Origin of the sequence: Methylocystis sp. H62 (assembly GCF_015709515.1) — a bacterium.
Classification (GTDB): domain Bacteria; phylum Pseudomonadota; class Alphaproteobacteria; order Rhizobiales; family Beijerinckiaceae; genus Methylocystis.
Map to the genome: position 1 here is coordinate 85,100 of NZ_JADNQZ010000051.1, position 7,072 is coordinate 92,171.

9 protein-coding genes and 1 tRNA gene (1 of these 10 only partly in view) are annotated in these 7,072 nt (G+C 64.8%); 6 read left to right on the forward strand and 4 right to left on the reverse strand.

Annotated features, from left to right (window positions below):
• Window position 1: 1 nt before the first annotated feature.
• The 4 genes from IYY11_RS09260 to cmk all read left to right on the forward strand — a co-directional run bounded on the left by IYY11_RS09260 (window position 2) and on the right by cmk (window position 3,342).
• Window positions 2-1,003 (forward strand): c-type cytochrome, encoded by a 1,002-nt coding sequence (locus tag IYY11_RS09260; RefSeq protein ID WP_196403595.1) that lies wholly within the window; start codon window positions 2-4, stop codon window positions 1,001-1,003.
• A gap of 182 nt (window positions 1,004-1,185) precedes the next feature.
• Window positions 1,186-1,260 (forward strand) — tRNA-Gly (locus IYY11_RS09265).
• Between the two features lie 112 nt (window positions 1,261-1,372).
• Entirely contained in the window at window positions 1,373-2,719 is a 1,347-nt protein-coding gene (gene aroA, locus IYY11_RS09270; protein ID WP_196403596.1) for a 3-phosphoshikimate 1-carboxyvinyltransferase, read from the forward strand.
• On the forward strand, window positions 2,716-3,342 hold the full coding sequence (cmk, locus tag IYY11_RS09275) for a (d)CMP kinase (RefSeq protein ID WP_196403597.1): 627 nt from the start codon (window positions 2,716-2,718) through the stop codon (window positions 3,340-3,342). The genes aroA and cmk overlap by 4 nt, the downstream gene beginning before the upstream one ends.
• Window positions 3,343-3,349: 7 nt before the next feature.
• On the opposite strand, the gene IYY11_RS09280 is transcribed toward cmk, so the two are convergent.
• Window positions 3,350-4,468 carry a helix-turn-helix transcriptional regulator gene (locus IYY11_RS09280; RefSeq protein ID WP_196403598.1) on the reverse strand — a complete coding sequence of 373 codons (1,119 nt, stop codon included), beginning with the start codon at window positions 4,466-4,468 and terminating at the stop codon, window positions 3,350-3,352.
• Between the two features lie 127 nt (window positions 4,469-4,595).
• Between IYY11_RS09280 and gluQRS the strand changes: the two genes are divergently transcribed.
• The gene (gluQRS, locus tag IYY11_RS09285) at window positions 4,596-5,513 is read left to right on the forward strand and encodes a tRNA glutamyl-Q(34) synthetase GluQRS (RefSeq protein WP_196403599.1); all 918 of its coding nucleotides are present in this window, start codon (window positions 4,596-4,598) and stop codon (window positions 5,511-5,513) included.
• Here the strand turns inward: gluQRS and IYY11_RS09290 are convergent.
• Together IYY11_RS09290 and IYY11_RS09295 are read right to left on the reverse strand one after the other, a co-directional pair.
• Complete coding sequence (locus tag IYY11_RS09290) at window positions 5,502-5,864, reverse strand: type II toxin-antitoxin system VapC family toxin (protein WP_196403600.1); 363 nt, start codon at window positions 5,862-5,864, stop codon at window positions 5,502-5,504. The two genes, gluQRS and IYY11_RS09290, sit on opposite strands and share 12 nt — an antisense overlap.
• The gene (locus IYY11_RS09295; RefSeq protein ID WP_196403601.1) at window positions 5,861-6,058 is read right to left on the reverse strand and encodes a type II toxin-antitoxin system VapB family antitoxin; all 198 of its coding nucleotides are present in this window, start codon (window positions 6,056-6,058) and stop codon (window positions 5,861-5,863) included. Before IYY11_RS09295 ends, IYY11_RS09290 begins: the two co-directional genes overlap by 4 nt.
• Before the next feature lie 152 nt (window positions 6,059-6,210).
• Here IYY11_RS09295 and IYY11_RS09300 point away from each other — a divergent pair, with 152 nt between their 5' ends.
• The gene (locus IYY11_RS09300) at window positions 6,211-6,477 is read left to right on the forward strand and encodes a phosphopantetheine-binding protein (protein WP_196403602.1); all 267 of its coding nucleotides are present in this window, start codon (window positions 6,211-6,213) and stop codon (window positions 6,475-6,477) included.
• Between the two features lie 38 nt (window positions 6,478-6,515).
• Here IYY11_RS09300 and IYY11_RS09305 read toward each other — a convergent pair whose 3' ends face one another.
• Window positions 6,516-7,072, reverse strand: partial view of a M23 family metallopeptidase gene (locus tag IYY11_RS09305; RefSeq protein WP_196403603.1) — the final stretch only. The gene runs 1,459 nt beyond the window's last position; only the last 557 of its 2,016 coding nucleotides appear in the window; its start codon lies beyond the right edge, outside the window; it ends in the stop codon at window positions 6,516-6,518.

Sequence of the window (7,072 nt, forward strand, 5' to 3'; positions counted from 1 at the left end):
CATGCGTAAGGCATCTCTTGGAGCCGCGCTTTTCGCGCTCTCGTTCGTGACGTCTGTCGCCGGAGAAGAGATCGGCGCGTCGAGCGCCAAGTTCTGGTCGGTTCCGCAGGTCGACGCGCTGCCTTATGACGCGCATAGCCGGCTGATCCGCCACGGGCGCGATCTCATCACCGCGACTTATTCCCATATCGGGCCGGACATGCCCGACCCCGCGCAGCGCTTCGCCGGCAACAATCTCGCCTGCGGCAATTGCCATCTCGACGCCGGCGTGAAGAAATTCGGTCTGCCGATTTTTGGCCTCTCCGAGGATTTTCCCGCTTATAGCGCGCGCATCGGCGCGCAGATCACGCTGCAGGAGCGCATCAATTCCTGCATGACGCGCAGCATGAACGGGCGCCCGCTGCCGGCGTCATCCGCGCCGATGCGCGCTATTCTCGCCTATATTCAGTTTCTGTCGTCCGGCGTGCGCAAGGGCGAGAAGCTCTCGGGCCTCGGCGCCGGAGCCATGCCCGAGCTCGACCGCGCCGCCGATCCCGCGCGCGGGCGCGACATCTACCAGGCGCGCTGCCTCAGCTGCCATAACGTCGACGGCGTCGGCGTGCAGAACAGCCTGCCGGGGCTGGGCGCCGGCTACGCCTTTCCGCCGCTCTGGGGCTCGGACAGTTTCAACGACGGCGCCGGCATGGCGCGGCTGATCACGGCGGCGAATTTTATTCATTCCAACATGCCGGACGGCGTCGATTATCTGCATCCGCGGCTCTCGCCAGAAGAGGCTTGGGACGTCGCGGCGCTGATGATCTCGAAGCCGAGGCCGCAGCGCGCGGGGTTAGACAAGGATTTTCCCGACCTATTGAAAAAGCCGATCGACGCGCCTTACGGCCCCTATGCGGACGGCTTATCGGAAGAGCAGCACAAATACGGGCCCTATGGCCCGATCCGCGCGAAGCTGAAAGAGATCGAGAAGGAGAAGGGGGAGGTGAGGAATCCCAACAGCGGACGGTGAGCTTAATTTCACCCCACCCCGGCGCGATGCGCCGACCCTCCCCCTCCAGGGGAGGGTGTGTGCGGCGCACGGTCATCGACCCTCCCCTCGAGGGGGAGGGTCGCGCCGAAGGCGCGGGGTGGGGTGGAGCGCTCGGTTGCTCCGTTGAAACGGGCGGCTTCCCGCGTTACACAAGGGAGCGCGCGGGCGTAGTTCAGAGGTAGAACGTCAGCTTCCCAAGCTGAATGTCGTGGGTTCGATTCCCATCGCCCGCTCCAATCTCCCCCAACCATGCGAAATCAGCCCGCCGCCGCCGGCCGCCGCGGTTGAGCATCGTCGCCAAAAGTGCGAAGCGGATGGCGATTGAATCGCGCCCGACCGAAAGTGACGATGCCGCACGCCGCCCATGCTCACGCTCCCGCCGCGCCGCTCAGCGCCCATAGATCCGGGCCGCTTTCAGGCCGCGTGCGCCCGCCCGGCGATAAGTCCGTCTCCCATCGCGCGCTGATCTTCGGCCTGCTCGCCATCGGCGAGACGAAGATCGAAGGGCTGCTCGAAGGCGAGGACGTGCTGCGCACCGCGCAGGCCTGCCGCCAGCTTGGCGCGAAGATCCTGCGCCATGCGGACGGGCGCTGGAGCGTCTGGGGCGCCGGGCTCGGCTCGCTGCTGCAGCCGACCGAGACCCTCGATTTTGGCAATGCCGGCACTGGCTCGCGGCTGATGATGGGCGTCGTCGCCGGCCACCCGATCCTCGCGCGCTTCGATGGCGACGCCTCGCTGCGCAAACGCCCGATGAAGCGCATCCTCGATCCTTTGGCGCTGCAGGGCGCGCTGGTTCTGGAGCAGGCCGAGGGCGGCCGCCTGCCGCTTGTGCTGCAAGGATCGAGCGAGCCCTTGCCGGTCGAATATAAGACGCCCGTCGCCTCGGCGCAGATCAAATCCGCGGTGCTGCTCTGCGGGCTGAATTCGCCGGGGCAGACGACGGTGATCGAGGCTGAGGCTTCGCGCGACCACACCGAAAAAATGCTCGCGCATTTTGGCGCGACGGTCGTGAGCGAGCCTTACGGCCCGCATGGCCGCAAGATTACGCTTGAAGGTCGCCCGGAAATGGTCGCGCGCGAGGTGCGGGTTCCCGCCGATCCGTCATCCGCCGCATTTCCGCTCGTCGCCGCGCTGATCGTCGAGGGCTCCGATATTGTCATCGAAGGCGTCATGACCAATCCGCTGCGCAGCGGTCTGTTGACGACGCTGCAGGAAATGGGCGCCGATATCGCGTTGGAGAACAGGCGCGAGGAGGGCGGCGAAGAGGTCGCCGACATGCGCGCGCGCTTCTCGCATCTTAAGGGCGTCGATGTGCCGGCGGAACGGGCGCCATCGATGATCGATGAATATCCGATCCTCGCCGTCGCGGCGTCTTTTGCCAAGGGCGAAACGCGGATGCGCGGGCTTTCCGAATTGCGGGTGAAGGAATCGGATCGGCTCGAGGCGGTCGCCGCCGGGCTTAAAGCCAATGGCGTCGACTGCGAGATCGTCGAGGACGACTTGATCGTGCGCGGCGGCAGGGTCGGCGGCGGCGGCATGGTCGAGACGCATCTCGATCATCGCATCGCCATGAGCTTCCTCGTCATGGGGCTCGCTGCCGAAAACAAAGTCACGGTCGACGACGAGACGATGATCGCGACGAGCTTTCCGGCGTTTCGCCCGCTCATGGAGCGACTCGGAGCGCGCTTCTCGTGAGCTTCGTCATCGCGATCGACGGCCCTGCGGCGTCGGGGAAGGGCACGCTGGCGCGACGTCTTGCGGCGCATTACGGCCTGCCGCATCTCGACACGGGCTTGCTCTACCGCGCCACGGCCTGCGCGCTGCTGGAGGAGGGGCTGCGGCTCGACGACGTCGAAGCGGCGGTCGCCGCCGCGCGCAGCCTGTCGCTCACCGACTTCGACGAAAAGCGGCTGCGCGCCCGCGACATGGGCGAGGCGGCGTCCGTCGTCGCGGCCATGCCGGCGGTGCGCGCGGCGCTCGTCGACATGCAGCGCGGCTTCGCGGCGCGGCCGGAAGGCGCCGTGCTCGACGGTCGCGACATCGGCACGGTGATCTGCCCCGACGCGAAGGTGAAGATTTTCGTCACCGCGGCGCCGGAGACTCGCGCCACCCGCCGCGCCCTGGAGTTTGCGCGCGCCGGCGAAGACGCGGACTACGCCGTCATTCTCGAAGACGTCAGGAAGCGCGACGCACGAGACAGCGCCCGCAGCGCCGCGCCCTTAAAGGCGGCCGCTGACGCGGTGACGCTCGACACGAGCGACCTCGATATTGAAGAAGCGTTCGCTGCGGCTCTGGCGATCGCCGATGCGCGGCGCTGACCTGTCCTTACAACTGGGACTGTTCGAGTTCGAGCGGCGGGCGCCAAATTTTTGGCTGCGCCGCCAGCAGCGCGACAATCTGGGATTGCCTGTTCGAGCCGGTTTTCGCGAACACCGATTTCACCTGGCTGCGAATAGTGCTCAACTTCACCTTGTGACGCTCGGCGATCTGATCGAGCGTCAGTCCCTCGGCGAGGCTTCCTGCGACGCGCGCCTCGGTCGGCGTTAGATCGAAGAGGCTTTGCACCAGCGCCGCGTCCAATGCCGCCGGCCGCGTAAGATGCGTGATCGTCAGCACGCCCAATCCGCCGCCAAAGAGATCGCGCGCATTGCCGGTGACGGGGATCAGATGCATCACCACCGGTCGCTCGCCAGTCCCTTTTGAGGGGAAGGACCGCACAGATGTTGCGGCAGGGTTGCCGAGATCGGCGATCGCGCCCCGCAACAATTTGTCGGCGGCGGGCTCGATGAGCGCGATCCGGTCGCGCGGCATCCAGACATGATGTGAGGAGAGATCTTCGATCAGCCCGTTGGCCGCAAGCACGCGACCTTCGACGTCCAGTATCGCCGCCGGAATGCCGAGGGTCGCAAGCGCCTCGGTCGCCGATCGCAATCTCTCAAGTCGCCAACGGGCGGCGAGCAGACCGGCGCGGGCGAGATGCGGTCGCAGCGCATCGAGGCGGTCCAGCTCCGCGGCGCCGAAAGGCGATTCTCCCTTTCGCCGCTTGACCTGAAACATCACGAGATCGCCATTGAGCATCGGCACCGCGGTCGCCGCGCAATGATGAATGCCGTTGGGCGCGCACCACTCCTTGATGACCGGCTCCTCCGCATATTCCTCTTCGCCAAAGCCTTCCTGATCGGAGACGAAGCCGGCGCGATTGAAGGCGAGAAGCTTGACGAGCACCTGGCTTCGCTGAAGACCGCCGCTGCTGAAGAAGGCGTCCGCTCCTTTTTCGAGGGCGCCTGAGCAGCGCCAGCCGAGCCATGCGTCGGCCCGACGGGCGACGAGGACGCCGCCGGCGGCTTCCGCAACCTTGCCGATGTCATGCATGATGCGCGGCCAGCAATCAGGATCGGCGGCGGCTTCGTAGATGTCGTCAACGAGAGATTCGAAATCTGGCATGCCTAAATCCGATGGCTTAAAGACTTTAATCGAACCATTTTGAAGCAAGCCTCGGCGCTCGTCCACTGGCGCTCGAGGCCTGCAGTCGATCCGCCGGCGCGTCAGACGCCGCCCGCCCAGTAGGCTGATGACGTCCAAGGAACATCGCGTTTTCCGCTTTGCGCCGTCGCCGAACGGCTATTTGCATCTTGGCCACGCCTATTCGGCGCTTCTGAATTTCGATCTCGCGCGCCGATGCGGCGGGCGCTTGCTGTTGCGCATCGAAGATATCGATACGGGCCGCGCGCGCCCCGAATTCGAGGCGGCGATCTATGAAGATCTCGCCTGGCTCGGGCTCGATTGGGAGCGGCCGGTCCGCCGCCAGTCCGAGCATTTCGTAGACTACGCCCGCGCGCTCGAGCGCCTGGACGCGAGGGGGCTCCTTTACGCCTGCGACTGCAAGCGTTCCGATATCGAGCGCCTTGCTGCTGGCAAGCAAGGCTGGCCGCGCGACCCGGATGGCTCGCCGCTCTATCCGGGGACATGTCGCAGCAAACCGCGCCGTGCGGCGCGCGAGGTCCTCGCCAAAGGCGGCGTCGCGCTGCGGCTCGACATGCGCCAGGCGTCGACGCTCGCGGGGCAGGGGCCTTCGGGACAGGGACTCGCGTGGCGGGAGTTCGGCGCGGATTCGCCTTCAACGAGAGGAAGCATAGCCGACGACCCGCAGGAGACGATGATTGCCGCAGATCCTGCGGAATGGGGCGACGTCGTCCTCGCGCGCAAGGATACGCCAGCGAGCTATCATATCGCCGTCGTCGTCGACGACGCGCTGCAGGGCGTGACCGACGTGGTGCGCGGTAAGGATCTGTTTGAGGCGACGAGCCTGCATCGCCTGCTGCAACGCCTGCTCGACCTGCCTGCGCCAAATTATCGGCATCACGGCCTCGTCTTGGACGAGAAGGGCGAGAAGCTTGCGAAGAGCGTCGCCTCGACGGCGCTGCGCGCCTTGCGTGCGGAAGGCTGGACGCCAGCCGACGTGCGCCGGCGTGTGGTTCTACAGAACTGAAATTCCGATGCGCGCTGCGGCGGATTGCAGTCGTTTGTCCCCTGTCCAAAGCGACGCCGGCGCGGCGAGCAGCGTTGCTGCGATCAGATGGGCGTCGACATATCCGATGCCCGCGCCATGCAACGAGCGCCGATCAATCAAATCCAGGACTTCATCATCGCCGGCAAGAGGCGCCCTCGGAAGATTGCGCAACAGCGACAGTAGGGTGTTTCTGTTGGCCATATTGCCAAGCGCGAGCTCGCCGATGACGAAACTGTGCGTCAATGCTTCGCTGTTGTTCAGCAAAGCGGCGAGCCGAAAATTCGTTTGGCGGAAGTGGTCAATCCATATCGATGTGTCGACGAGAATCACTTCGGGGTCGATCGGCGTCGGGGAATGTCTTGAAGTTGTGGTTCAGAACCCCCGAGACGCGCCAGCCTTTGGGCGCTTTCTCGCTCGATAAGCGCCTTGAGCGCTTCGCGGATCAGCGCGGATTTTTCGGTAAGGCCGGTGAAATCCTGAGCCTTGGCCACGAGTTCATCGTCGAGCGCGATTGTCGTGCGCATGCGTGCTCCTAACTGAGAAGCACAGAAATAGCATCATTTGATGCCGGCAACAATGCCGGGGCCGGTTCTCCATGTGTGTCGGCGCACGAACATTTTCTCGGGCTCCGGGTAGCTTTCGATCATTGAGTTCCAAAGCGGCAAGGGAGAGCGAAATGTTCGAGACCATCCAAAGCCTGATCGACCAGGAAGGCCAGATCTGCGTTCCGGCGCGCCGTCTGACGCCGCGCGCCAATCTCTATGAATTGGGCATGACGCCCTATACGGCGATCCGCCTGCTGCTCGCGATCGAGCGCGAATTTCGCATTGAATTCCCGCGCGACTCGCTCAATCGCCAGACGATGGCGACGATGGAGAATATTGTCCGCGTCATTCGCGCCGCCCAGTTCGCTCCCGCCTATGAATGGCTCCAGGCGGCCTAAGAGAGGCGATGCGGGCCGGCAGCGCCGGAGATCGTCGCTTACCGGGCCTGACGAGTCGCCACTTTGGCGCTGTTGTTCGGCGCCTTCGCCATCAGCGAATCAATGCGATCGCGCTCTTTCCTGAATTCTGCGAGAAGCCGGCCTTCGATCTCTCGCGTGCGCGCCAGCTTGACGCGCATCGGATCGACGAAATGGCCATTGACCATCACCTCATAGTGGAGGTGCGGTCCCGTCGACAATCCGGTCGAGCCGAGGAAGCCGATCACCTGGCCCTGCTTGACCCGCATGCCTTCCTTCACGCTGCGCGCGAAGCCCGACATGTGATTGTAGGTGGTGATGTAGCCGTTGGCGTGCTGGATTTCGACGCGCCGTCCATAGCCCGAATCCCATTGCGCCTTGATGATCGTGCCATTGCCGGCGGCGAGAATCGGCGTGCCGATCGGCGCGGCCCAGTCGACGCCCGTGTGCATCTTGTAATAGCCGAGGATCGGATGGCGGCGCATGCCGAAGCCTGAGCGCGTTTCGCCGATGGCGATGGGCTTGCGCACAAGGAATTTTCGGCTCGAGCGGCCGTTCTCGTCGTAATAGTCGAGCA